Here is a 380-nt window from a genome sequence, read left to right on the forward strand (position 1 = left end):
CGAGGGGGTAAGCGGTGAGGCTCAGATTGCGTCCATCAGCCAGAGTGTGGCGCGTTTCTCCTCTGCATCCGGCGTGGAGGTGGACAAGGTCGCTGAAGCCTTCGGGAAGCTGACCACAGACCCGACGTCGGGGCTGACGGCGATGGCTCGCCAGTTCCATAACGTGTCGGCGGAGCAGATTGCGTATGTTGCTCAGTTGCAGCGTTCCGGCGATGAAGCCGGGGCATTGCAGGCGGCGAACGAGGCCGCAACGAAAGGGTTTGATGACCAGACCCGCCGCCTGAAAGAGAACATGGGCACGCTGGAGACCTGGGCAGACAGGACTGCGCGGGCATTCAAATCCATGTGGGATGCGGTGCTGGATATTGGTCGTCCTGATA

At 61.3% G+C, this 380-nt stretch carries 1 protein-coding gene; it reads left to right on the forward strand.

Annotated elements, in window-relative coordinates:
- A partial coding sequence (locus tag J1902_RS19100; RefSeq protein ID WP_207617936.1) for a phage tail length tape measure family protein occupies positions 1-380 on the forward strand: 380 nt, incomplete at both ends.

Origin of the sequence: Arthrobacter cavernae, assembly GCF_017368795.1 — a bacterium.
Taxonomy (GTDB): domain Bacteria; phylum Actinomycetota; class Actinomycetes; order Actinomycetales; family Micrococcaceae; genus Arthrobacter; species Arthrobacter cavernae.